Origin of the sequence: Jannaschia pagri (assembly GCF_019655435.1) — a bacterium.
GTDB lineage: Bacteria > Pseudomonadota > Alphaproteobacteria > Rhodobacterales > Rhodobacteraceae > Jannaschia > Jannaschia pagri.
Genome location: NZ_BPFH01000001.1, coordinates 490,604 through 513,981, shown reverse-complemented (window position 1 = coordinate 513,981; position 23,378 = coordinate 490,604). Strand labels below are relative to the sequence as shown.

At 64.4% G+C, this 23,378-nt stretch carries 18 protein-coding genes and 1 tRNA gene; 8 read left to right on the top strand and 11 right to left on the bottom strand.

Annotated elements, in window-relative coordinates; all coding sequences use genetic code 11:
- Positions 1-156 precede the first annotated feature (156 nt).
- Positions 157-726, top strand: coding sequence for a hypothetical protein (locus K5R33_RS02605; RefSeq protein ID WP_220747397.1), 570 nt, complete (start codon positions 157-159; stop codon positions 724-726).
- Positions 727-730: 4 nt separating this feature from the next.
- Here the strand turns inward: K5R33_RS02605 and K5R33_RS02600 are convergent, their stop codons facing one another.
- Entirely contained in the window at positions 731-1,258 is a 528-nt protein-coding gene (locus K5R33_RS02600) for an RNA polymerase sigma factor (RefSeq protein ID WP_220747396.1), read from the bottom strand.
- Between the two features lie 266 nt (positions 1,259-1,524).
- Between K5R33_RS02600 and K5R33_RS02595 the strand changes: the two genes are divergently transcribed.
- Positions 1,525-5,505, top strand: coding sequence for a beta strand repeat-containing protein (locus K5R33_RS02595; protein WP_220747395.1), 3,981 nt, complete (start codon positions 1,525-1,527; stop codon positions 5,503-5,505).
- Between the two features lie 228 nt (positions 5,506-5,733).
- On the opposite strand, the gene K5R33_RS02590 is transcribed toward K5R33_RS02595, so the two are convergent.
- The 3 genes from K5R33_RS02590 to K5R33_RS02580 form a co-directional block, all read right to left on the bottom strand.
- Complete coding sequence (locus K5R33_RS02590) at positions 5,734-6,738, bottom strand: Gfo/Idh/MocA family protein (RefSeq protein WP_220747394.1); 1,005 nt, start codon at positions 6,736-6,738, stop codon at positions 5,734-5,736.
- Positions 6,735-7,790: a Gfo/Idh/MocA family protein gene (locus tag K5R33_RS02585; RefSeq protein WP_220747392.1), complete on the bottom strand. Its 1,056-nt coding sequence runs from the start codon at positions 7,788-7,790 to the stop codon at positions 6,735-6,737. Before K5R33_RS02585 ends, K5R33_RS02590 begins: the two co-directional genes overlap by 4 nt.
- Positions 7,791-8,504: 714 nt before the next feature.
- Positions 8,505-8,581, bottom strand: a tRNA-Arg gene (locus K5R33_RS02580).
- 279 nt (positions 8,582-8,860) lie between these two features.
- On the opposite strand from K5R33_RS02580, the gene betB reads away from it, so the two are divergent.
- Genes betB through betA form a run of 3 tightly spaced genes read left to right on the top strand, consistent with a single transcriptional unit; the run spans position 8,861 to position 12,380 of the window.
- The gene (betB, locus tag K5R33_RS02575; RefSeq protein ID WP_220747391.1) at positions 8,861-10,321 is read left to right on the top strand and encodes a betaine-aldehyde dehydrogenase; all 1,461 of its coding nucleotides are present in this window, start codon (positions 8,861-8,863) and stop codon (positions 10,319-10,321) included.
- Positions 10,321-10,722 (top strand): DUF2306 domain-containing protein, encoded by a 402-nt coding sequence (locus tag K5R33_RS02570; protein ID WP_255576067.1) that lies wholly within the window; start codon positions 10,321-10,323, stop codon positions 10,720-10,722. The genes betB and K5R33_RS02570 overlap by 1 nt, the downstream gene beginning before the upstream one ends.
- Positions 10,722-12,380, top strand: coding sequence for a choline dehydrogenase (gene betA / locus K5R33_RS02565; protein WP_220747390.1), 1,659 nt, complete (start codon positions 10,722-10,724; stop codon positions 12,378-12,380). The genes K5R33_RS02570 and betA overlap by 1 nt, the downstream gene beginning before the upstream one ends.
- A 212-nt stretch (positions 12,381-12,592) precedes the next feature.
- Here betA and urtE read toward each other — a convergent pair whose 3' ends face one another.
- The 7 genes from urtE to K5R33_RS02530 all read right to left on the bottom strand — a co-directional run bounded on the left by urtE (position 12,593) and on the right by K5R33_RS02530 (position 20,381).
- Positions 12,593-13,282 (bottom strand): urea ABC transporter ATP-binding subunit UrtE, encoded by a 690-nt coding sequence (urtE, locus tag K5R33_RS02560; RefSeq protein WP_220747389.1) that lies wholly within the window; start codon positions 13,280-13,282, stop codon positions 12,593-12,595.
- The gene (gene urtD, locus K5R33_RS02555; RefSeq protein WP_220747388.1) at positions 13,275-14,030 is read right to left on the bottom strand and encodes an urea ABC transporter ATP-binding protein UrtD; all 756 of its coding nucleotides are present in this window, start codon (positions 14,028-14,030) and stop codon (positions 13,275-13,277) included. The genes urtE and urtD overlap by 8 nt, the downstream gene beginning before the upstream one ends.
- A complete protein-coding gene (urtC, locus tag K5R33_RS02550; RefSeq protein WP_220747387.1) occupies positions 14,027-15,232 on the bottom strand; it encodes an urea ABC transporter permease subunit UrtC in 1,206 nt (401 codons plus the stop codon). The genes urtD and urtC overlap by 4 nt, the downstream gene beginning before the upstream one ends.
- A gap of 82 nt (positions 15,233-15,314) precedes the next feature.
- Positions 15,315-17,249 carry an urea ABC transporter permease subunit UrtB gene (gene urtB / locus K5R33_RS02545; RefSeq protein WP_220747386.1) on the bottom strand — a complete coding sequence of 645 codons (1,935 nt, stop codon included), beginning with the start codon at positions 17,247-17,249 and terminating at the stop codon, positions 15,315-15,317.
- 136 nt (positions 17,250-17,385) lie between these two features.
- Positions 17,386-18,654: an urea ABC transporter substrate-binding protein gene (gene urtA / locus K5R33_RS02540; protein ID WP_220747385.1), complete on the bottom strand. Its 1,269-nt coding sequence runs from the start codon at positions 18,652-18,654 to the stop codon at positions 17,386-17,388.
- A 250-nt stretch (positions 18,655-18,904) separates the two neighbouring features.
- Positions 18,905-19,579 (bottom strand): GntR family transcriptional regulator, encoded by a 675-nt coding sequence (locus K5R33_RS02535; RefSeq protein ID WP_220747384.1) that lies wholly within the window; start codon positions 19,577-19,579, stop codon positions 18,905-18,907.
- A gap of 70 nt (positions 19,580-19,649) precedes the next feature.
- The gene (locus tag K5R33_RS02530) at positions 19,650-20,381 is read right to left on the bottom strand and encodes an SDR family NAD(P)-dependent oxidoreductase (RefSeq protein ID WP_220747382.1); all 732 of its coding nucleotides are present in this window, start codon (positions 20,379-20,381) and stop codon (positions 19,650-19,652) included.
- A 122-nt stretch (positions 20,382-20,503) separates the two neighbouring features.
- Between K5R33_RS02530 and K5R33_RS02525 the strand changes: the two genes are divergently transcribed.
- The 3 genes from K5R33_RS02525 to K5R33_RS02515 all read left to right on the top strand — a co-directional run bounded on the left by K5R33_RS02525 (position 20,504) and on the right by K5R33_RS02515 (position 23,375).
- A complete protein-coding gene (locus K5R33_RS02525) occupies positions 20,504-21,697 on the top strand; it encodes a CaiB/BaiF CoA transferase family protein (RefSeq protein WP_220747381.1) in 1,194 nt (397 codons plus the stop codon).
- A gap of 175 nt (positions 21,698-21,872) precedes the next feature.
- Positions 21,873-22,832, top strand: a complete 960-nt coding sequence (locus K5R33_RS02520; RefSeq protein ID WP_220747380.1) for a Bug family tripartite tricarboxylate transporter substrate binding protein — start codon at positions 21,873-21,875, stop codon at positions 22,830-22,832.
- A gap of 102 nt (positions 22,833-22,934) precedes the next feature.
- A complete protein-coding gene (locus K5R33_RS02515) occupies positions 22,935-23,375 on the top strand; it encodes a tripartite tricarboxylate transporter TctB family protein (protein ID WP_220747379.1) in 441 nt (146 codons plus the stop codon).
- Positions 23,376-23,378: the final 3 nt, after the last annotated feature.

Genomic DNA, 23,378 nt, shown 5'->3' with positions numbered 1-23,378 from the left:
CGACAGGATGAAGCTGCGCGCTAGTCCTAGGTCGCCAGTTCCGGCTCCCGAAGCCGAAAAATCTTTTCAACCCTTCGACCGCCCCATGCGTCACAGGGGGAGCGCAGGTCCTGTGCCCTGCGCCCCAGAGAGGTTGCGCGACCTGATGGAGGGATAATGACGGATCGGGATGACAGGCTGCGGACCCACGTGGCGGGGCGCCCCTCGCACCGCGATCCGAGAGAGGGGTTGAGGGACCAAGACCGGCACTCGGGTACGGCACAAGAGGTGGCGCTTCTGCGCACGGTCCGGCAAGTCTTGGCCGACCCGTCCTCCCAGCCGCGACCGCCACCGGATGGATGGGCGCGATTTGAGCGTCGCTTGGCGACGCGGCCCTTGGAACGACGAACGCCTCGGGCGCGCGCCATTCTGCAAGCGGCAAGCGTGGCCTGTCTCGCCACGGCCGTTTGGTCCTTTGTCCAGCCGGGGGTGACCCCGTGGTCGGAGCGGATCTATCACCCCGCCTACACAACGGATCGGATCACCACCTTGCAGGTTGTGTTTGTGGAGACGGCAGACGTCGCCGAGGTCTCTGCCCTGCTGTCGGAGGTCGGGGCCCGCATCTCAAGCGGCCCAGGGGCCATGGGTGTCTATCGTTTGACCTTCGCAGACGAACAGACGCGGAACCGGGCCCAGGATCTGTTGGGTCGGCGGCCCGATCTCATATCCCGGGTTGCGGCGGATTGAGGGCCTAGCGTTTGCCGAGGCACCGCATCAAGAGTTGCTTCGCGTAATGGACGCGGGCTTTGATCGTCCCTTCTGGGCGGCCCTCAATCTCGGCGATTTCTGCGTAGGTCATGTCCTCGTAGAAGGCGAGCCGCATGGCCGTCAGGTGATGGGGTTTAAGCCGGTCCAAGCATGCGCGCACACGCTCTGCATCCTGCGCCGCAATCAGCAAGGCTTCGGCATTGGGCGCGTCATCCGCCGTGTCTGGCACGTCCTCCACAACCTGTAGGTGGGACCCGCGACGCTGCCGGTCGATCAATTTGTTGCGCCCAATCGCAAACAGCCAGGTCTTAACGCGCGAGGTGCCGCGAAAGGATCCGGCCGTGCGCCAAACGGCCAGCATCGCGTCTTGCACAACATCATCCGCGGTCTGCGTATCTGCCCCGCGACTGCGCAGAAACGCGAAGAGCGAGGCCTCATAGCGTTCAAAGAAGACGCGCATGGCAGAGGTGTCGCCCGATGCGATACGTTTGAGCAGATCACGGTCTTCCATGAGAACTGCGTCTGCACCCCTTGCTGCATCGCTACGCCCTTGATTTGTGACACTCTGGGACCGGTCCTGCAAGGCTGAGAGACTGGTCCTTCAAGGCGAGCGTCCAGCGTGAACACCCGTGGCGAGGGGCGGCCTCGTGTCAGAAAACCGCGACAAGACAAATATTTGCGATTTTTTCGCCGTTTCTTTGAACCATTTCTGCGGTGGCCCCGACTACTCCCTGATCGTTCCGCGCGAGCGGAGGTTTTGCAATTGGAGAGAGTCCCATGCCTGCCGTGACCACACCGTCCATCGTGTTTGCCCAACAACAGGCCAATACGACCGCTGACCCTGCTGCAAACCACCGCACGATTGTGCTGTCGGACGGATCCTTTGTGACAGTCTACCGCGCACCCAACGGTGACATTCGCCTGCAAGCCTTCTCGGATGTTGTCACGACGGTGGATGTCGAAGCCCTCCTGGCAACGGGCTCGGCCACAGGCGATTTCGATGTGCTTGCCATCGACGGCCAAGAGATCGTCTTGGCCTATCAAACCGTCGGGGGCGATGTGGTCGTCGCCTCCTTTGGGGTGTCAGGCGGGACAGTCGCGGCCACCACCACCCTTGCGGGGACATTTACCTCGGCGGGCACACTGACCGATCCGGTTCTGAGTGGGACGCGCCTGGCCGACATTGCCCTGCACGTCGTCGATGAGACGGGTGGTGTCCGAACTCTGCAAGAACATCGCGCGGTTACCGGTGGCGCCTTTTCACAAACCACATCCACGGCAATCGACGCCGATGCCGCGACGACGCTGGACTCCGCTATCTTGGCTGGTGGCAACCGCGTGGTGGTGATCGACAGCAACGGGACGGGAACCAGCGCGGTTGACGCTCTCACGTTCATCCTCCTGGCGCCCGATGGATCGGAACTCGCCCGTGGCACGTCCACCTCTCCGACCAGCGGGGCCGTTTCGGACGGTCGTGTCACGGCGCTGTCCGATGGCGCCTTCGCCGTTGCCTATACCTCGGACACCGGCCTTGAGGCGGATGTCTTCTTTCAAATCTTTGAGGCGGACGGGACCGCGCGGACGCCTGCCCCCGTCGAGATCTTCGGAACCGGGGGTGACCAGCACAACGAGCCGGAGATCATTGCCCTGGACGATGGGGGCTTCGTCGCCCTGTTCGACCGCGAAAACAGCGGCAACAAACTGCTGGTCCAGCGCTTCGATTCCACCGGCGCCAAGGTCGGATCGGACGTTAAGGTGGCCGAAGGCGCCGGGGTGTCGTCGCCATCGGCCACATTGCTTCCAAACGGCCTTCTGATCTTGTCCTTCCTAGACGGCACCACGCTGCAAACGGTGGGCTTGGGCGTGGGACCTTTGAACCTGCAATTGACCGACGCCAACGATGATGTGCTGGCGACCCGTGATGACGATTCCATCGACGGGGGCGACGGGGATGACACCATTGCAGGCGGCCGGGGCGACGACACCCTGACTGGCGGATTGGGCGCAGACTCCCTTTTGGGGGGCGGCGAAGATGACGTTCTCAACGGCAATCGCGGCATCGATACCGTCAATGGCGGAGGAGGCGATGATACGATCATTGTCGAAAACGGGAATTTCATCGACGACGTCGATGGGGGCACGGGCACCGACTTGTTGGACATGTCGGGCTACACGTTTAACTTCGTCACCGTCGACTTAGCCGCTGAGACCTACACAGTCGGTGGAGGGGCTGGCGTACAATCGGTTCGCAATATCGAAAACGTCACCGGCTCTGACCTCAGCTCTGACAGCTTGACCGGCAACACCGGCGACAATGAGATCCGTGGCTTAGGGGGCGACGATACCCTGAACGGTCTGGATGGTGCTGACACGCTGATTGGGGGCAAGGGCAACGATCAGGTGTTCGGTGGCCTCGGCGCGGACCTCATCGTTTGGAACAACGGAGACGGGTCCGACCTATTCAACGGCGGCGCCGGGACCGACACGGTTCAGGTGAATTTCAACACGGATCTGGTGAACACTGACCTCCAGAACGCGGATGTGGCCAGCTTTGAAGTGGGGCAAAACGGCCTTCTCTTCGCGCGCACGGAGCTGAACGGTCAAACATCCGCCGGTCTCTTCACGCTCGACATTCGAGAGGTTGAGACCACCAAGGTCGTCTTCGGCGGCGGTGATGACACGGCGCAGCTGGTTGGCGATGTGGCGGCGCAGGCTGGTCTGGACCTGGACGGCGGCTCCGGCATCGACACGTTGGACCTTCAACGGGTGTCATCGGCTGTCACGGCCACGCTGGACGGCGGTACCATAGGGTCCCTCACATACAGACGGTTTGAGAATGTTATCGGGACCGAGTTCGCCGATAACCTTCAGGGCAACAGCGGCGTCAACGTGATTGAGGGCGGCAAGGGGAACGACACCCTCAATGGCGGCGGCGGGCGCGATACATTGCGTGGTGGCGACGGTGAAGACCTCATTCGCAACGGCGGTACCGGCACGGGCCTGTTCGACGGTGGCGCAGGCGATGACACCTTGATCGGGAACGACCGCAACCAAGCGTTTGTCGGTGGCGCCGGTGCGGACGTGATCGAAGGGCGGGGCGGTAATCAAGACCGCATCGATTACAGCGGGTCCGATGCGGCCGTGAATGTGCGCCTGAACGGGGCCGCTGCCACCGTGTCGGGTGGTCACGCGGACGGCGATACCATCACCGGCGTTGAACACATCACGGGGTCCAACTTCGACGACGTTCTCGAATCCCGCAACAACAAGGTCACGATTGAGGGGCTCGACGGCGATGACGTCATCAAAGGCGCATTTAACTCCGACCGCTTGGTCGGTGGCCGGGGCGATGACACGCTAATTGGGGAAGGTCAAACCGACACGGCTGTCTATAGCGGCAACCGATCCGATTACGTCATCGGGCGCACGGCTGCCGGGCAGGTGGCGGTCGGGGACCTGCGCACGACGGATGCCGCCGAAGGCGTCGATGTTCTCGACTCGATTGAACGTTTGCAGTTCGCGGATGGCACCGTCAGCCTGTCTGCCGTGATCGACGATGCCATCATTCTGGGCACCTCCGGGTCCGAGACGATTGCCGCGCCAGCCGGGGCCACCCAGGTCTTTGGCTTCGGGGGGAGCGACCGGATCGTTGCCAGCGCGGTTGGTCAATCCTTCGACGGCGGTCTTGGATTTGATACCGTATCGCTGGCGGAGGCGACCGAAGGTGCAACGGTTCGTCTGACTAACCAAAGCCTGAACACAGGCTTCGCCGCTGGCTCCACGTTTGAGAGCGTGGAGGCGCTGATCGGATCTGCGTTTTCCGATGACCTGCGGGGCGATGGCGGTGTGAACAATATCGCAGGGGGCGCGGGCGACGACACGCTGAGCGGGGGCGACGACCGCGACCGTCTGTCGGGTGGTGCCGACAACGACAGGGTTTTGGGCGGCGATGGCGACGATACCCTGTCCGGTGACGCAGGCTTGGACCGCCTGGAGGGCGGTGAAGGCAATGACGGCATCAACGGCGGCGCTAACAACGATACGCTGATCGGCGGTCTTGGCGATGACACTCTGTTCGGCGGAACGGGATCTGACACGGCCCTTTATGTGGGGCTGTCGTCCGGTGTCTTGGTGTCCTTGGAAAGCGGGTTCGCGTCGGGTGGGGGCGGCAACGACGTCCTCGGGAGCATTGAGAACGTCTTCGGCTCCGCCCATGCCGACCGCATTTTCGGCTCTAACGCCAAGGGCGAGCGTCTCGACGGGTCCCTGGGCGCCGATGAGCTCCACGGGCTCGATGGCCGCGACACCCTGCTCGGGGGCGCCGATAACGACAGCCTGTTCGGAGGGGACGATGTCGATGTTCTGCTGGGTCAAGGCGGTGATGACCGGATCGAGGGCGGCGGTGGCCGTGATTTCATGACGGGCGGGGCGGGGGCAGACAACTTCGTCTTCCGCAGCATCGACGATACAGGCGTGGGGCGATTCCGGCGGGACGAGGTGCGGGATTTCGACGGCACCGAAGGCGACAAGATCAACCTGTTCCTGATCGACGCCGATGAGACCCTCGCCGGAAATCAGCGGTTCACCCACGCAGGGACCGAGTTCACGGGAATGGCGGGCGAGATAATCTTAAATGACTTCGTTTTGTCGGGCGTGGATGTGACGATTGCCTCGCTTGATGTGGATGGGGACGAGGTGGCCGACGGGCAGATCTACATCGTGGGGGCGGGCGTGACGGTCGATGACTTCGTTCTGTAACGGCTGGGCACAGCCCGGCGGGCAGGACCGTCGTCGCAGGATGCGTGCCGAGGACGAGGCTTCGCTAGCCCGGCTGCGGCTCGACTGCCTTGGGCAGTCCGCTCGTCCTGCGCGATAACGTCTGGCGATGCGCCCCTTGCCTTCGACGTGCGACAAGGGCGCCTCATCGCCTGACCCAACATGGTGGCAGAGCGGCGCGCGTTGATCGGCGTCGGGTCGCCGTGTCATCTAGGCGCCGAGACGCTCCGCATGGAGTTGCGCTGTGATGGCCAATTCCATCACTTTAAAGGCATGGGCTTGGGGCATGGCGGTCTCGGTTCGATCCCGGATGTCCGCCATAAGCCTATGGAAATACGGCATCCCGGCGTCGCTGGCGTCGATCTTCGCGTGGCGCTCCCCGTTCACGAGGATCAGCGTGTCCGTCGCATCGGAGGCGCCTGCATCCACATACTTCCGCAATTCGATGTAGCCCTCGGTGCCCAAAATCGTCAGCCGACCATCCCCCCAGGTCGGCAGGGCGTCCGGCGTGAACCAATCCAACCGAATGTAGCCCCGCCCCTGGGGGCTCTGCAGCACGACCTCGCCGAAGTCCTGAAGGTCTGGATCGTTCGGGTTCCCCACGTTATCGATACTGGCGTGCATCACCGTCGCATCGGTGGAGCCGGTGAAATACAGAAACTGGTCGATCTGGTGGCTGCCGATATCGGTGATGATCCCGCCATAGGCCTCCCGCTCAAAGAACCAACCGGGCCGCGTCGCGCGGTTGAGACGGTGGGGGCCGAGCCCGACGGTCTGAACAACTTTGCCAATCGCCCCCGCCCGCACCAATTCGGCGGCGCGGGTGACGCAGGGCACTTCGAACCGCTCGGAAAAATCCACGCTCCAAATGCGACCGGTTTCGGCCTGCACGGCCTTGATCGCCGCCAATTGATCCAGGGTCGTGCACCCCGGTTTGTCGACCATCACATCCTTGCCCGCTTGCATCGCCTTGATTGCCCAGCCCGCACGGTCACGCGGGATGCAAGAGATTAAGATCAGATCAAGGGTCGGATCGGCCAACAGAGCATCGGCTTCCGCGACCCGAGGAACATCTGGAAATCGTTTTTGGAACCCGGCAAGCGGTTCGGGGGCACCATCGGTCCACCATCCGGCGAAGGTCCCGCCCGCGGCGATCATGTTGGCGGCCATCCCAAAGATATGGCGATGGTCGATGCCGATTGCGCCAAATTTCATGGCAGAACCTCCGTTCGCTGCCCTGTTCGGGCCGACGTTTCTATTGCGGTGATCAGGCGATGCACGGCCAAGGCTTGCGCGCCGGGGGCGATGGGGGGACGGCCCGCGTGCAGGGCGTCCACAAAGTCCTCGATGATCCCCTGGTGCCATTCGTGGGTAAAGGCCATGGGGTCCGCGCCGCCACCGGTTCCGGCCTGACCCCCAACCGTCTCGACCCGGCCATCCCGCCAGGCCACGCGCAGAACGCCTGAGTCCAGCGTCAGGCTGGCGCGCTCAAAATGCAGCACGATGGTTTCCGCCTTGCCTGGATAAGCAGCTGTGCTGGCCACGACGGACCCGACCGCGCCGTTTGCAAAGCGCAGACCAGCCGTGGCGAAGTCTTCGGCCTCCATATCATGGAGACGGGTGGTCGCCGTCATCGCTTGGACCGAGACCACCGGACCTGCCAGGCTCAAGGCCAGATCCAGCGTATGGATCGCCTGGGAGATAAGGACCCCGCCGCCGTCGCGAGCATAGGTCCCTCGGCCAGGGTCGTCGTAATACGATTGTTCGCGCCACCAAGGGACGGCAACCTCAACCAAGCCGAGCGAACCCAGATCGCCGCTTGCGACAAGGGTCTGGGCGGCCCGCGAGGCCTCGCGCATCCGGTGTTGAAAGAACACGCCGAGCCTCACGTTTGCCGCGTCACACAGGGCGACGACCTGGGCGGCCTCCTCTGCCGTCCGCGCGACTGGTTTTTCCAGTAAGATATGCTGTCCGGCGTCGGCCAGCGGCGCAATCACGTCGAGACGTGCATTGGGGGGTGCTACGACCACGGCAATGTCGACCGCTGGATCGCGCGCCACGTCTGCCAGTGATGCGTAGACCTTTGGGCGGACGTCCCAATCCGCCTGATCAATCAGTGCCTGCGCCGAGGCTGCCTGGCGTGCCATCACCCCCACCAGGGTCACGCGCCCGACCAAGGCGCGGATCGCGCGGAGATGGGTGGCCGCAACCATGCCCGCGCCAATCATCGCCAGGCCAAGCGGTTTTTGCCCCGCTATCTCGTCCATATGTGTTCCCCCGGTGTCTTCCGGCCCGTGGTGATCCGGGCGCCTCCTCTGACGTCAGGCGTAGGCCAATCGACGGCCCCTGGGAACGCAAAAGACGACAGAGCGCATTTGCCGATAGCCCCACGGGAAGGCACCCCTCGTGCCTGACGGGTGCAGTGTTGCGGCCTGGCGGCACGATGCTCCCCTTGGCTCTGCTCTATGCCGGGTTCGACCCGCAGCCCGTAACGGTCGCGGGAGTGGCCAGATCTGGATCGGGCAGCCGGGAGCAAACGGTTTGGACCTGTGGTATGGCCTCTGCCCTTGTTCTGTCTTGTCGGGGGGTAGTCGCCTGCCGTGATCTAGCGATGTGCTCTGGCATCTGAAGGTCGATTTGCAGGGTCTGAGATTCCCAGAATTACGCTCGACGACCTAAACACGCCGACAGGCTGCACTGGATGCGACACTGAGCCCCTGGCGTAGATGAGCGAACCCGAAATGGTTTCCCGACTTGGGCGGATGTTGGTCGTGCGCAGCGGAGTTCAGACAGCTTCGCCGCGTCCCTGTATATCCGAGTCCGCACAGCCTGAGACGGGTAAGGCGACGCAATCGGCGAACACACCCAGCGAAGGGGGCCTACAAAGTCTGAATGAAGGATCACCCCTAAGTCTAGTGTAGATCGCCAAAGTCACGTCCCTTGTCCGGGACTTCCCAGCCAAAACACTGCGAGGGAGACGGTGGCGGGCCCTGAAGGATTCGAACCCTCGACCTGCCGATTAGAAGTCGGCTGCTCTATCCAGCTGAGCTAAGAGCCCTCCACACCGTCGGATGCCCCGCTACCCATGGCTGCGTCAACCCTTTGATTGGTCGGGCGGGGCCGACATGCAGCCCAGGGATCAATTGACGGCTGTGCTGAAATTGCCTACGCGCACCCTGGGTCCGGAGCCTGCGGTGGGCATTGCCCCGTCGCCACCGGAGTCCATAACGTACAGACAGAGTTTCGATTGGGGGGTGTGGACAACCAGACCGCCCCGGCACGTCCGTGGTCCCTGCAAACAGTTGGGGGGGCGCGGACCGACCTTGGACAGTTTGAGATGACGCATATCGATCCGACCCCAACCGCCAGTCACTTCGTCGACGGCGCCTATTTGGAAGACACCGCCGGGCATCCGATCCCCGTGGTTTACCCCGCGACCGGTAAGGTCATCGCGACCGTCCACGGGGCCACGCCCCATGTGGTCGAAACCGCGCTTGCGTCAGCCCAACGCGCCCAGGCGGACTGGGCCGCGACTGACCCGACCGAGCGTGGGCGTGTCCTGCGCCGGGCCGCCGACCTAATCCGTGCCCGCAATCGGGACCTGTCGGTGTTGGAAACCCTCGATACCGGCAAGCCCCTGCAGGAGACATTGGTGGCCGATGCCACGTCGGGGGCCGATGCCTTGGAATACTTCGGCGGGCTGGCCGTGGATACGACAGGCACCTCTATGCAGTTTGGCGGCGATTGGGCCTATACCATTCGGCGGCCACTGGGGGTGTGCGTCGGCATTGGCGCCTGGAACTACCCCACGCAGATCGCCTGCTGGAAGGGCGCGCCCGCCTTGGCCACCGGCAATGCCATGGTCTTCAAACCCTCCGAGACGACACCGCTCTGCGCCCTCAAGGTGGCCGAAATCTTGGTCGAGGCGGGCCTGCCCGCCGGTCTGTTCAACGTGATCCAGGGGCAGGGCGACGTGGGCGCGGCGCTGACCACGGACCCGCGCGTCGCCAAGGTGTCGCTGACAGGCTCGGTCTCCACGGGGCGCAAGGTCTATGCCGCCGCCGCCGCCGAGATGAAACAGGTCACGATGGAATTGGGTGGCAAGTCCCCCCTGATCGTTTTCGATGACGCCGATCTGGACAGTGCCGTCTCGGGCGCGATCAACGCGAACTTCTATTCGTCGGGGCAGGTCTGCTCCAACGGGACTCGGGTCTTTGTGCAGTCGGGTCTGCGCGACGCTTTCCTGGCGCGGCTGGTGGAGCGGGTCCAGGCCGCAACCCTTGGCGACCCAATGGACGAGACGACCGACTTCGGCCCCATGACCACCGAGGCGCAGATGGAGATCGTGCTCGCCCATCTGGACCGCGCCCGCGCCGAGGGGGCGACCGTGCTGACGGGCGGCGAGCGGCTGGAACGCGACGGATACTGGATTGCGCCCACCGTCTTGACCGATCTGACGGACGACATGGCCTGCGTGCGCGAAGAGATCTTTGGCCCCGTCATGTCAGTGCTGACGTTCGAGGACGAGGCCGAGGTTATCGCCCGCGCCAACGAGACGGTCTTCGGGTTGAGCGCGGGCCTATTCACGGCGGACATCACCCGCGCCCACCGCGTGGTGGCGCAGTTGAAGGCCGGGACGTGCTGGATCAACCAGTACAACCTGACACCACCGGGCATGCCCTTTGGCGGCAGCAAACAGTCGGGCATCGGGCGCGAGAACGCGCGTGTGGCTATGGATCACTTCACCGAGGTGCAGACGGTCTATGTGGGCATGTCCCCTGTCGAGGCCGCTTACTGATGGATTGGACGCCGCTTTGGCAGGCGGACATGCCAATCCCGCCCCACGCCATGGCGGCCTTTGCGGCGCTCGGCCTCGGCGCCGTGCAATTCGCCCTGCCGAAGGGCACGTTGCCCCATCGGATCCTGGGCTGGGCTTGGGTCGGTGTCATGGCGGTCGTGGCGATTACGTCATTCTGGATCCACACGTTCCGACTCATTGGCCCATTCTCGCCCATCCACCTGCTGTCCTGCCTGGTGTTGGTGAGCCTCGTGCGCATGGTTGTGGCGGCCCGCACGGGCAACATCGCCGCCCACCGCAGAACGGTGATCCAGCTCTATGCCCTCGGCCTCATCCTTACGGGGCTTTTCACTCTCATTCCGGGGCGCGTGATGCACGGCGTCCTATTCGGAGGCGCCTGATGCGGGCAGATTACGTTGTCGTGGGCGCGGGCAGTGCGGGCTGCGCCATCGCCTATCGCCTGGCCGAGGCCGGGAAATCCGTGATCGTCGTGGAGTTCGGCGGCTCGGATGCGGGCCCCTTCATCCAGATGCCGGGCGCCCTGTCTTACCCCATGAACATGAAAATGTACGACTGGGGCTTCCAATCGGAGCCGGAGCCGCACCTGGGCGGGCGCAGGCTGGCGACCCCCCGGGGCAAGGTCATCGGTGGCTCCAGCAGCATCAACGGAATGGTCTACGTGCGCGGCCATGCCAAGGATTTCGACCATTGGGCAGACGCCGGGGCGGAGGGCTGGGCCTATGCCGATGTGCTGCCCTACTTCAAACGGCAAGAAACCTGGGACGACGCGGGCCATGGCGGTGACCCCGATTGGCGCGGCACCGACGGGCCGCTCCATGTCACCCGCGGCCCACGGACCAATCCGCTGACCCGCGCCTTTACCGAGGCGGGGCGGCAGGCGGGCTATGAGGTGACCGCCGATTACAACGGCTGCCAGCAGGAGGGGTTCGGCCCCTTCGAGATGACGGTCTACAAAGGACGGCGTTGGTCGGCGGCGAACGCCTACCTGAAGCCCGCTCTGAAAATGGAACACTGTACTCTCATTCGCGGCCTCGCCCGAAGGATCGTGATCGAGAATGGCCGCGCGACCGGCGTTGAGATTGCGCGCGGTGGCACGACAGAGGTCATTGGGGCACGCGCGGAGGTCATCCTGGCGGCGTCCTCCATCAACTCGCCCAAGCTGCTGATGCTGTCAGGCATTGGCCCCGCCGTGCATCTGGCGGAGCACGGGATCGAGGTCGTGGCCGACCGGCCCGGCGTTGGCGAGAACCTCCAAGATCACCTGGAGCTCTACATCCAGCAGGCCGCTACGCAGCCGGTGAGCCTATTCAAGTATTGGAACCTTCTGGGCAAAGCCTACGTCGGGGCGCGCTGGCTTTTTACGAGGACCGGACCAGGCGCCTCCAACCAGTTTGAGAGCACGGGATTCATCCGGTCCCAACCCGGCGTCGACTATCCTGACATTCAATTTCACTTCCTGCCCATCGCCGTCCGCTATGATGGACAGGCGGCGGCTGAGGGGCATGGGTTCCAGGCCCACGTTGGTCCAATGCGCTCCCCGTCCCGGGGCCGGATCCGCTTGACCAGCGCGGACCCGGTGGCCCCGCCATCGATCTTGTTCAACTACATGAGCCACACGCGGGACTGGCAGGATTTTCGCACCTGCATTCGCCTCACGCGGGAGATCTTTAGCCAAGACGCCTTTGCACCGTACCGAGGGCAGGAGATCCAGCCTGGCGAGGCGGTCCAGACCGACGACCAGTTGGATGCCTTTATCCGCGACCATGTGGAGAGCGCCTACCATCCCTGCGGAACGGCCAAGATGGGGGCCAAAGATGACCCCATGGCTGTGGTCGATCCGGAGTGCCGCGTGATTGGGGTGGAGGGGCTTCGCCTGGCCGACAGTTCGATCTTTCCCCGGATCACCAATGGCAACCTGAATGGGCCGTCCATCATGGTGGGGGAGAAAGCATCGGACCATATCTTGGGTCGGCCCCCTCTGCCGCGCTCCAATGCAGAGCCTTGGATAAATCCGACCTGGCAGGTCTCGCAACGCTAGGGTGCCCTCATCCGCCGTGACCGGCGTCTTCGGGCGGCCCTCGGCTGCACCATCATCAAGGCCGATTTTACGAAACTTCGGTTAAAATGCGCGCCTCCACCCTTCGATGTTCCAAAAGTATGCCGGGGGGGCCGCAGGCGGGGGGCAGCGCCCCCCTCTAACGTCAGACCCTTTTCGCAACCCTGTTTCGGCCGCAGACCGGCTCGGCACCGTCAGACGGACACATCCGCCAGTACCTCTTCGCGCACCGCACCGGCGCGTGCTTCGTCGCGCAGGACCTCTCCCCGGCGCAGTGCAACAATCCGGTCGGCCAGGCCCCAGGCAAAGTCGAACCGCTGCTCCACCAGCACGACGGCCATGTCACCGCGATCCCGCAACCCGGCTATGACCGTTCCGATTTGCGCGATGATGTTCGGCTGGATGCCCTCGGTTGGCTCATCCAGTAGAAGCACCTTGGGGCGCGTCACCAGCGCGCGCGCGATGGCCAACTGCTGTTGCTGTCCGCCCGAGAGATCGCCGCCGCGCCGGCCACGCATCTCTGCGAGCACGGGGAAGAGGTCAAAGATCTCGGGCAACACGCGACGCTCGGCCCGGGGCAGGCAGGCAAACCCCACTTCCAGGTTTTCGGCCACCGTGAGCGCGGGGAACACTTCGCGTCCCTGGGGCACATAGGCGATCCCCGCTTGGGCGCGAGCCTTTGCACCATCGGGCAGGGGCATACCGTCCAGTGTGACGGTCCCCTGCATCGGGTGCCGCCCGGCGAGCGCCTTTAACAGCGATGTTTTCCCCATCCCGTTCAGGCCCATGACGCAGGTCACCTGACCCTTTTCGGCACTCAGGTCGATCCCATGGAGGATTTGGCTGCCGCCATAGCGCAGCGTGATCCCCTTGGCTTCAAGCATCCGCAGCCTCCTCCGGTCGCCCAAGATAGACGTCGATGACCCTCGGATCGGCGCAGACATGGTCGAGCGAGCCTTCGGCCAGAACCGAGCCTTCGTGCAGCACGGTGACACGGCAGTTCAGGCGGCGCACGAATTCCATATCGTGTTCAATCACGACCACCGCGCGGGTCTTGGCAGCCTCGACCAGCATGGCGGTCGTCCGCTCCCGCTCCGCACTGGTCATCCCGGCGGCGGGTTCGTCGACCAGCAACAGCCGCGGCTCCTGCGCCAGGAGCATGCCAATCTCTAGCCACTGCTTTTGCCCGTGCGAGAGGATCCCCGCACGCTGTTCCAATGTGTCCGATAACCCCACGCGCGCCGCGAGGTCGGCGACGCGGTCGCTTTCATCGGGCCGCTTCGTCAGGACGGTCACAGGATTGCGGGTGGCCTTGAGCGCCATGGTGAGGTTTTCAGAAACGGTCTGATCCTCGAAGACCGTGGGCTTTTGGAACTTTCGCCCGATCCCCGCTTGGGCGATCCGGGCCTCGGACAGTTTGGTCAGGTCGCGGGACAGCTCCCCATAGCGGATCTCGCCGCTGTCGGGCCGGGTCTTGCCGGTCACCAGATCCATGAACGTCGTCTTGCCCGCGCCGTTCGGCCCAATGATGGCGCGAAGCTCCGGCTCATTGACGCTGAAGGAAAGGTTGTTGATCGCCTTGAACCCGTCGAAGGTCTTCGAGACGCCTGAGACTTCGAGAAGTGCGCTCATGCCTGTTCCTCCTTGGAGCGTAGGGCGCCCACGTCAGGTCCCATCGGGCCCACATTACGGGACCGGCGCCCCGTCCAAAGATCGACCAACCCGCCGAGGCCCTTTGGCGCATAGAGCGTGACCAGAACAAAGCTGAGGCCCAGCAGGACGAGCCACCAGTCGGTCCACTTGATGACGTAGAAGCCCAGGTTGATGTCTGGCGCGCCGCCGCCGGTGAACCAGGATGAGGCAAGGCTGACCACAGCCGCGCCGATGACCGCCCCATAGAGCCGCCCACGCCCACCAATGGCGACCCAGACCGCCAAGTAGATCGAGGCGATGGGTGCGATTTCAGCCGGGTTCACGATCCCCGCCTGCGGATAGTAGAGCGCGCCCGCCAAACCGCAGAGCATGGCCGTGACAGTGAAGACGGCCAGTTTGTAGTGTTCGACCTCGTACCCCAGAAAGCGCACCCGCGCCTCATCATCGCGAATACCCCGGAGGACGGAGCCGAAGCGCCCCGACACCGTCCATTGCGCCAACAGGTAGGCGCCCGCCAGTGCGGCGGCTGAGGCCCAGAGGAACCAGAGCGATAGGACTGCCTGCGAGACGCTCTCCAGCCCTGGGATATTCTGCAGACCGGACAGGCCGTTGTTGCCCCGCAGTCCGCTGTCGTTTTGAAACAGCCAGAGCGACAGGGCCAAGGTCCCAGCTTGGGTCAGGATCGACAGATAGACGCCCGTGACACGGGACCGGAAGGCCAACCATCCGAAGACCAGGGCAATCAGGCCGGGGACCAGAACGGCGAAGGCCAGTTGGAGGGGCAGGGACCCCGCAAAGGCCCAAAGCCAGGGAACGTCCGACGATCCCACAACGCCAAAGATCTGGGTGCCGATGGCTTCTTCGATCTCCAGCGGGGTGGGCGGCAGGGGCGATTGGGCCAGGGTCCCTGTAACGATCGTTTCGGTCCGGTCCCACATCAACCACATGCCGATCGCGTAGCCGCCCATTCCGAAGAAGGCGAAATGCCCAAGGGACAGGATGCCCGTGTAGCCCCAGACCAAATCCATGGCGAGGGCCGCGATGCACAGGCACAACGTCTTGCCCAGCAGCTTTACAAACGATGTGGACACGAGGCCCGCCTGGGCGAGGACCGTGGCCACGATTGTGATCAATGCCAAACTGGCGAGGAACACCAAGACAGACGGCTTGCGGATCAACATGGGGTGCCTCTCCGGTGGCAGGCGCCGGGGGCCAGCCCCCGGACCCCCGGAGTATTTTCGCCGAGAAGAAGGACAGGCTGGATCATTGGGCGTGTCTTCCTTTCTGGGCGACGATCCCGCGGGGGCGCACCTGGATGAAGAGGATGATGAAGAGGATCATGTATGTCTGTGCGGCCAGGGTGTTGGAGGGGTTGAGCCACTCGATCCCCTTTTGCAGCCCGCCGATGAGGCCAGCGCCTGCGAGCGTGCCGAAGACGCTGCCAACGCCGCCGACGACCACGGTCATGAAGCTTTGGACGATGTAGCCCGCGCCCATCTCGGAGGTGACTTGTGCGAAGAGGCCGATGGCCACACCTGCGACACCCGCAATGCCTGAGCCCAGGGCAAAGGTCGCCATGCCCACGCGGTCGGGGTCGATGCCCAGGCTGGCGGCCATGCCCGGGTTCTGGGTGACGGCACGGACCTCTAGGCCCAGTCGGGTGCGGCGCAGGATGTAGACGAGGACTCCCAGGAAGATCAGGGCCAGAACGAAAATCCCGATGCGGATATAGCTGATGCCGATCACATCGTTCACCACCCAAGCGCCGGCCAGCCAATCGGGCGAGGTCAAGGGCACGGCCTGGGTGCCGAAGACGTTTTTGACGATCTGTTGCACAGCGACGGAAATCCCAAAGGTGGCCAAAAGGGTCTCCAAGGGGCGGTGGGCCAGGTGGCGGATCACCAGCCGTTCGAGGGCGACGCCAGCAGCGGCCGCGACCACGAAGGCCAGCGGCAGCGCGATGATCAGGGAGACGGTGTAATCGGGCACAACTTGTTGGACCACATAGCCGGTGTAGGCGCCCAGCATGATGAACTCGCCATGGGCCATGTTGATCACGCCCATCACGCCGAAGGTGATGGCCAAGCCAATGGCCGCTAGGAAATAGATCGACGCAAGGCTGAGCGCGTCGAGGCCCAGGTCCGCCGCTTGCGCGCGCGCCACGCGGGAGGTGACTTCGGCCAGGGCGGCCTCGGCAGCGGCGGTGATGGTCGGATCGGGTTCGTCGTAAACCTCGGAAATGGGGTTTTCCGCCAACAGGGTGGCGACAGCATCCTCGGGCGGGCGGGCGGGCACTTGGCCCGCGGCAGCAAGTTCTTCGTAGGCTGTCCAACGGGCGGCCTCGGTGTTGAGGGTATGCACCGGCGTTCCCGCGACCTCCCCGTTGTCGAGGGCCGCGATCAGGGCAGCATCCCGGTCGGCGCGGGTGACCTCGGGCGGCAGGATGTCCTCATCCGCGAGCAGGGCAAGGGCATCTGCCTCGGTGATATCATCGCCAACGGTCAGGACGCGGGCCACATTGGCATCGGCGTCCGGCGCCCCGACGATACGGTCGGTCGTCAGCAGACCGTTGAGCGCGGCGCGGGCCTCAAGCGAGACTTGGTCCGACATCCAATCGATGGCGGCTAATCGGGTGTCCAGGTCCGTGCCGAAGCGGACGGTGATAAGACGGTCCAACGCGACCTTGCGGGCGCGCAGTGCGGGATCCTCTTCGCCTTCGATGGAGGCGCGGAGGGGTTCCAATAGGTCCGCAGAGGGACTGCGCGACAGGCTTTCGAGGGCGGCGCGGCGGCGCGCCGGGTCGGGGTCGTTCAATTGGAACTGTACGAGCGCCGTGCCGATCAATCGGCGGACACCTGCGTTGGGTTTCAACTCGCTCGCCTCCCGGCGCCCGACCTCACCGGCGTCGCTGCCGTCTTCGACGGACCGGAGGACGTAGATGTCGCCTTCCCGCGTGCCGTAGAAGAAGAGTCCGTCTTCGTCCCGTTGAACGATGCCCTTGTCCGCCCAGGCTTCGAGAAACGACGGCATCGCAGGCAGACCGCTTGCAGCCAAATCGTCTAGCACCGGTTGGATGGTGCGGCGCGACGGCTTGGCGATGTCATCGGCGTAGGTTTGCAGCAGGGTCTGGACTGGGCCGTTTTGCGCCATCGCAGGCAGTCCGGTCAGCATCAGGACGAGGGCAAGGATCAGTCGCATGGGGCAGGTCCGGGGCAGGGGCGTAGGGCGGGGTCCATCCCGCCGTCCTCCGCTCAGTGGGAGGGACAGCGGGGCGAACCCCGCCCTACGGGAGCGTATGATTGGGCCACCGCATCACGCGATGGCCCGGTTGCTCTTAGTAGTTCGACTGGATCTGCACGCAGGTCTCGGTCTCGGTGTTGTACATGCCGCAGCCCAGGCCCGGCCAGTCAGAGGTCAGGACCGCCGATTCCGGCAGGTGGTCCGTCCAGGCATCGCCCGGCACTTCAGAAGTCTGCGAGATGATGTCGAACTGGCCGTCCTCAGTGATTTCACCGATCAGGACCGGCTTGGCCAAGTGGTGGTTCGGCAGCATCACGGCGGTCCCGCCGGTCAGGTTCGGGAACTCTTGGCCGTACATGGCCTCGCGTACAGCGTCGACGTCGGTGGTTTCGGCGGCGGTCACCGCGTTCACCCACATGTTGAAGCCGATGTAATGGGCTTCCATCGGGTCGTTGGTTACACGGTCTTCGCCCATGCGCTCTTTCCAGGCGGCGACGAATTCTTCGTTGGCCTCCGACTCGGCGGACTGGAAGTAATTCCAGGCGGCCAGGTGACCGACCAGGTCGGTGGTGTCGAGACCGGAGAGTTCTTCCTCACCCACCGAGAAGGCCACGACGGGGATGTCGTCGGCGCTGACTTCGGCGGCGGCCAGTTCTTTGTAGAAGCCGATGTTGGCGTCGCCGTTGATGGTCGAGATCACGCCGACCTGACGGCCGTCTTCGGACAGTTCAACAACGTCACCCACGATGGTGGCCCAGTCCGAGTGACCGAAGGGCGTGTAGTTCACGAAGATGTCTTCTTCGGCGATGCCCTTGGACTTCAGGTAGGATTCCAGGATGTTGTTCGTGGTGCGCGGATACACGTAGTCGGTGCCCAGCAGCGCAAAGCGCTCAACGCCCAGCTCTTCCAGGAAGTAGTCGACCGCGGGGATCGCCTGCTGGTTCGGGGCGGCGCCTGTGTAGAAGACGTTCTTGGAGCTTTCCTCGCCCTCATACTGGACGGGGTAGAACATCAGGCCGTTGAGTTCTTCCAGGACGGGCAACGCCGACTTGCGCGACACGCTCGTCCAGGAGCCGAAGATGACATCGACTTCTTCGACGGTCAGCAGTTCGCGCGCCTTTTCGGCAAACAGCGGCCAGTCGGAGGCGGGGTCGACGACGACCGCTTCGATCTCACACCCCAGCAGGCCACCAGCGGCGTTTTGCTGATCGACGAGCATCTCGACGGTGTCCTTGAGGGTGGTCTCGGAAATGGCCATCGTTCCCGAGAGGGAGTGCAGCACACCTACCTTCACCGGACAGTCGGCGAGGGCGGGCGCGGTGGCGAGCGCGAGGGCTGCGGTCAGAAGTGGCGTGCGTGTCATGTTTCGTCCCCATTGTTGACGCGCCGGACCCTGAGGGGCCGCCCGGCGCGGGGCCACAGTTCTGCAAAACCGCTATGGAATTCTGCGCGAATATGCCTAAAATTTTAGCACATCGCTCGGCATTGGCGCGAGAATAGCCCCAGTATGTTCGAAAATGCGCCGGTTTGGCGGGCGACGCGCGCAGGGATTGGGCGTCGGGTGTTTTCCGCGACTCGCCATAGGACCAGTCCGTCTTGGCCCAGTGGGGCCATCAAATCGCCTTGAGGCGGGCGCGCGAAATCAGGTCCAGCAACATCCGCCCCGCCGTTTCGCGGTGGGTGCGATGGATGGCCCGGGCGGTCTCCGCATCGCCCCGGCGGATGGCATCCAAGACGGCGCGGTGGTCGGCGTTTGACTGCACCGGCAGCGGGCGCGACCAGAGCGTCACGGCCCGCGCCCGGCGTACTTGATCGGCCAGCATCGCGACGACCGCCTCGGCCCGCGTATTGCCGCCTAGCCGCATAAGCAGCCGGTGGAACGTATCGTCGGCATCGGCCCAAGCATCCCGGTCGTCCCGGTCCAGCGCAGCGTCCATGTCGGAAATCGCCGCTTCCAATTCATCGAGAACCCCGGGCGCATGGCTCCGCTCTGCGGCGCGGCCAGCGGCGCCGCTTTCGAGTTCGGTCAGCACTTCGTAGATTTCACGCATGTCCTCGGGCGAGATCGGCAGCACGCGCAGCCCCTTTCGTGGACGCAACTCTACCAGGCCCTGCGCGGCCAGTTGGACCGCAGCCTCGCGGATCGGAGTTCGGGACATGCCAAGCCGGGTGGCAAGCTCCGTCTCCAAATGGTCGGACCCGGGCGCCAATTCTCCGTCGAAGATCAGACGCCGCAATACGTCGGCGGCGGTGCGGGACCGGGGCGGGCGAGGCGCATCTGGGGCCATGGGGGTCTCCGACTTGGTGCGTACGTCAGTGTATGCATATCCGAACGCGACGCAAACCCCCGGCGCCTCGTCAATAGGTGGCACGTCCCCCCGACAGGTCGAACACCGCCCCGGTGGTGAATGAGTTGGCGGGGCTCACCGCCCAGACGATCATGTCGGCAGCTTCCTCCACCTCCAGAAACCGGCCCCGCGGGATTTTCGACAGCATGTAGTCGATATGTTCCTGGCTCATCTGGTCAAAGATCGGCGTGCGCGCCGCGGCTGGTGTGACGCAGTTCACGGCGATGTTCTGATCCGACACCTCTTTTCCCAGGGATTTGGTGAAGCCGATCACGCCTGCCTTGGAGGCGGAGTAGGCGCAGGCGTTGGGGTTCCCCTCCTTCCCGGCGATGGAGGCAATGTTGAGGATGCGGCCATATCCGGCGGCTTGCATGCCGGGAATGACCGCGCGGTTGACGTGGAACGTGCCCGTCAGGTTGATCGCAACGATCCTGCTCCAGTCCTCTAGGCCGTAGTCTTTCACAGGCGCATTCGGCCCCGCCACGCCCGCAGAGTTCACGACGATGGCGGGGGGCTCCAACCGCTCTATGGTTTCGGCCAAGGCCGCCGTGACCGAGGCATAGTCGGCGATATCGCAGGGGACGGCGATGGCGCCCTCAACCTGGGCCATGGCATCGGCGTTGCCCGTGCCCAGATCCCAGCTGGCGACCCGGACGCCAAGACCTGCCAGGCGCTGGGCCACTGCTAGGCCAATCCCCTGGGCGCCGCCCGTGACGACGGCCACCTGTCCTGCCATGTCCATGTTTGTTCTCCCTCTCCCGTCTGGGGCGGAGCGTATCGGCCCTGCGCCGCGCCGGAAAGATCCCGACGGCACCGCGGACAGAGAGACTGGAACGTTGGTGGCGGACCGGCTTTAAGGCTTGCATGGAACCCACCCGCCCCCTTGCCGGTATCCGCGTCCTTGACCTAACCAATGTCCTGGCCGGGCCCTTCGCGTGCCATCAACTGGCTCACCTCGGTGCCGAGGTCATTAAGGTCGAGGTGCCGGGAACCGGTGATTTGGCCCGTCAACTGGGCCAAGACGAAGCGCTATCGGCGCGCGGGATGGGCATCAGCTTTCTGGCGCCCAATGCTGGCAAGCGGTCGATCACGCTGAACCTGAAGGTGTCGGAGGGGCGGAGCCTGTTGGAGCGGCTTGTGGAGGGGGCAGATGTCCTGGTTGAGAACTTCCGACCCGGTGTAATGGATCGACTTGGCGTCGGGCCGGATCGGCTGCGCGCGGTGAACCCCCGCCTGATCTATTGCGCGATCTCGGGCTTCGGCCAAAGCGGACCGCTGGCCGACCGCCCGGCCTACGATCAGATCGTGCAGGGCATGTCCGGGGCCATGGCCATAACCGGCGATGCCGAGAGCGCCCCGCAGCGGGCCGGTTGGCCGGTCAGCGATACGGTAGGCGGTTTGACGGCGGCCATGGCCATCACGGCGGCGTTGAACGCACGCCCAAGGGGCTGCGTTATCGACGTCTCCATGCTGGACAGCTTGTTGGCCACCATGGGCTGGGCCGTCTCAAACTGGCTGATCGGTGGTGTACGTCCGGTGCCTGCTGGGAACGAGAACCTGACCTCCGCACCCTCGGCAGCCTATACCTGCGCTGATGGTCCTCTGAACGTGGCCGCCAACAAGCAAGAGCAATGGGAGGCGCTGGCCCGGCACCTGGGCCTCGCCGATATGCTCGAGGATCCACGCTTTGCGACGCGGCTGAACCGCAAAACCAATCGCGATGACCTCAACGCCCGCATCGGCGCCGTTCTAGCCACCAGACCCGCCGCCGCATGGGAGGCGGAGTTGAACGCCATCGGGGTCCCCGCCGGTCGTGTCCTGACGGTGGAGGACGCGCTCGCCCATCCGCAGGTCCAGGGCCGGGATCAAATCGCGGAGTACCAACTGGACGATGGGCGGCCAGTGCGGGCGTTTCGCACGGGGCTCCATATCGATGGCTGCGCACCGCACGTCGACGCACCGCCGCCAGAGTTGGGCGCCGATACCGATGCTGTGCTGACCGAGGTGGGCCTATCACCGGACGAGATCGCGGCGCTCCGCAAGGCTGGCGCCATCTGAGGGCGAGATCCCTTCGAGGCGTCGCAGGCAACCGCCGACGGTCGGCGCCGCGCAAAGGAATTTCACGATAGGCATTGATTTTCCCAGCACGACAGGTTGGTGTCACGTCAGGGGGACAACCCCCACTAAGGTCCCCCCGGAGGATGGGGACCGCAAAGTCTTTGGGAGGACGACAATGACCTATACCTTTCGCGCCCTGCTGACGGGCGCCGCGCTCTTTGTGGGCGGCACTGCGACGGCTGCCGAATGTATCGCCCCGGCGAACCCCGGTGGCGGCTGGGACTTCACCTGCCGCCAGATCGGCAAGATCCTATACGACATCGGTCAGGTCGATACGCCTGTCCAGGTCACCAACATGGCCGGTGGGGGCGGCGGCCTCGCGTTCCAATCCGTGGTGAATGAGCGGAGCAGCGAAGAAGACCTGATCGTCGCGGCCAGCCAGGCCACGGCCACCCGCTTGGCCCAAAACGCCTTTGGTGGCGCGACAGCCGATCAGGTTCGGTTCCTGGGCGCCATCGGGGCGGACCCTGGCGTGATCGTCGTGGGCGCCGATAGCGAGTTCCAGACCCTGGGCGACATGCTGGCCGCCATGGCCGCGGACCCGAGTTCGGTCGCGTTCGCCGGTGGCTCCGCTGCGGGGGGTTTTGACCATCTGAAGGTGCTGCAGCTGGCCCAAGCCTCGGGGATCGAGGATGTGCGCTCCATCAAGTATATCGGTGTCGACGGCGGCGCGGATGCGATCACCCAGACCGTGGGTGGCTTCACCCAGGGCATGACCGGCGACATGTCCGAGGTCGTGGGCTTTATTCAGTCGGGCGATGTGCGCGTTTTGGCTGTCTTGACCGAGGAACGTGTGCCCGGCTTCGACGACATCCCGACCGCCAAGGAACAGGGCCTCGACGTGGTCGCGGTGAACTGGCGCGGGCTGTATGTGCCCAAGGGCGTCTCGGACGACCACTACCAAGCCTGGGCCGACAAGCTGCAAGCCGTCGGCGAGAGCAGCGAATGGGCCGAGGCCATGGCCGCCAACGGTTTGGCGCCGTTCCTGATCACCGGCAGCGACTTTGACGCCTTCATCACGCAGAACATCGCCGACGTGCAGGCGCTGTCCCGCGAGATTGGCGTGATCCAGTAACAGGCCGCATTGCATCGGGCGGCGCTGATCTGTGCCGCCCGACTGTCCCGTGGCGACGGCCACCTTGTGCGCATCTCGCCCGCATCCAGTCAGGAGACCGACATGCTTGCCAGCGACCGAGTGTTCGGCGCTGTCGTGATTATCGGCTCGCTCGCCTACGTGGCGAGTGCGGCTCAGATCGCGACGCCATTCTTTTCCGACCCCCTTGGGTCCCGCACCTTTCCCATGGCGGTGGGCCTGGTGGCGGCCATCTGTGGCGCGATGATGATGCTCAAGCCCGATGGCGAACCCGAATGGCCAGCGCTGCCGGCGCTGGGGGCGCTTGCCCTCTCGACGGTGCTGCTGGTGGGCTATGCCTATGCCTTGCGGCCCCTGGGGTTCTTGCTGCCCACGGCCATCGTGGCGGGGGCCTTGTCCTGGCAGATCAACCCAAAGCCGAAAATCGCTGCCCTGACCGGCGTGGGGCTGTCCATTGGTCTGTTCCTAGTCTTCCGCTTCGTCTTAGGGCTGAGTTTGATCGGCCTGCCGCGGGGGATCCTCTGAGCC